Genomic DNA, 1,721 nt, shown 5'->3' with positions numbered 1-1,721 from the left:
CTAATATCGGTCGGAGTTGGTTTCGTCGCCGTCCGCTCACAATCCCCACCCTATGAGTACATTGAGGGTGGGGACTTCCGCGACTCGTTAAATATATGTTTACATATATCTTGTTAATTGAACTCGGTAACGGTCTTTTTTTGTAACGGCGATTTCTCCAACTTCTAAACGCCCTTTAGAGCGAATGGCGATTAAATCGCCTGATTTGACTTGAGAACTAGCTTGTGTAACTTCCTTCCAATTGACGCGGACATCACCTGCATCAATGAAATCAACCATTTTGCTGCGGGACATACCAAAACCAGCAGATGCGATCGCATCTAACCGCAAAGAAGCCTCTACAGTAGTTAGTTCTTTTTTCTTTGGTTCCCGAACCCTTAATTCAGTTACCTCAATCCTCTGAGTCTTCACAGGAACCGATCGCACCTGTTTCAAACTCATTTCCAAAAATTCCACTAACTCTGGTGCGACGATCGCCTGCGCCCCTCGTTCTCCCAAAACAATAATGTCTCCCGTCTTTTCACGAACAATCCCTGTTCCTAACATTGCGCCCAAGAAGTCGCGGTGAGATGCGGTATCAAACAAGAAATTACCAGCAATTTCCACGGCGACAAGGCTAACTTGAGACTGATCTAGGGGAAGTTCCGAACGAGCGATCGCTATTCTTTGGCGTTCAGCTTGGGGATATCCGCCCCACGCAACTAATTCCACTTCTGTTAATCGGTTAAACACCCGTTGAATTTCGGCCAATTCTGGGGGAGACAGAAAATCTGTCAAAACCACTTCCCAAGTTTTAATGGCTTGCTCTGCTTGGTCGATTACACGAGCTACACTATCTCTATTTTCAACACCTTTTAAAAGTTCTTCTCGTGGCAACATTTTACTGTATCGTGATGTGTAAATTATGATTTATTCAATACACAGTATTTGTGTCGGCATAACCTTGGATATTTTCTGGATCAAACTGACGTAATATTCGGGTTGCTTGCCGAGTCAGAGTTTCAGAACCTTGCACGGCAACTAAATATTTACCTGCATCTAAGCGGTTGCGGTAAGGTAAAGCATCGCCACTACCTACGAGTAAACCAACTCCGCCACCCACAACCACACCACCCATCCCACCACTAGCAGCACCCAGCAGTCCGCCAACGATGTGATTGCCAACTTCACCCGCCCACGCAAAAGTATCTAAACCAGTGATCAGGCTGAATGTAAAACCTGCAAAAAAGCCAAATGGTATCAGCCAGGTTGCCATCAGTTGTGCTTGGTTTTTGGCTTGGTCTTTAGGGTCAATTAACCCAAACTCGTCAGCCGTTTTATATCCTTTCCCTAAGATAGTACTGTTTATGCCTTCTTCTTCTAAAGCTAAGTAAGCGGCTTCGGCTTGAATACGGTCTGCTAATACGGCAACAAGGTAATTCATTGATTTTACAATTTGTCTAATAGAAGTTTTGCCTTAATTAACAGCGTATCAGTCTTGGTGGAATCAATCTTGTAAGAGACGCGATTCATCGCATCTCTTACAAAATTTGGGAAAGGCTTTGATTCTTACTCCCCTTCCATTGTAGGGAAGGGGTTGGGGGTTAGGTCTGTATTTAACTCAAGGGAATCTAGTGGCTTACAAAAATTCGTCTCTTGGGTTTCCCGTATCTTCCGCCGATGCCACGTTAGGGACTCTCATCTCCAAGAGTTCGGGACTAAACCCGATAATGGTCTTACTC

2 protein-coding genes are annotated in these 1,721 nt (G+C 44.7%); both read right to left on the bottom strand.

Going from position 1 to position 1,721, the window contains the following annotated elements; translation table 11 throughout:
* Window positions 1–99: 99 nt before the first annotated feature.
* On the bottom strand, window positions 100–879 hold the full coding sequence (locus V7K98_RS14340; RefSeq protein ID WP_335022857.1) for a photosystem II S4 domain protein: 780 nt from the start codon (window positions 877–879) through the stop codon (window positions 100–102).
* A 34-nt stretch (window positions 880–913) separates the two neighbouring features.
* Window positions 914–1,423, bottom strand: a complete 510-nt coding sequence (locus V7K98_RS14335) for a hypothetical protein (RefSeq protein WP_335022855.1) — start codon at window positions 1,421–1,423, stop codon at window positions 914–916.
* Window positions 1,424–1,721: the final 298 nt, after the last annotated feature.

The organism is Nostoc sp. (genome assembly GCF_036917435.1).
Taxonomy (GTDB): Bacteria; Cyanobacteriota; Cyanobacteriia; order Cyanobacteriales; family Nostocaceae; genus Nostoc.
The sequence above is the reverse complement of the archived record's forward strand: the minus strand, read 5'-3'. Positions and strand labels throughout refer to the sequence as shown.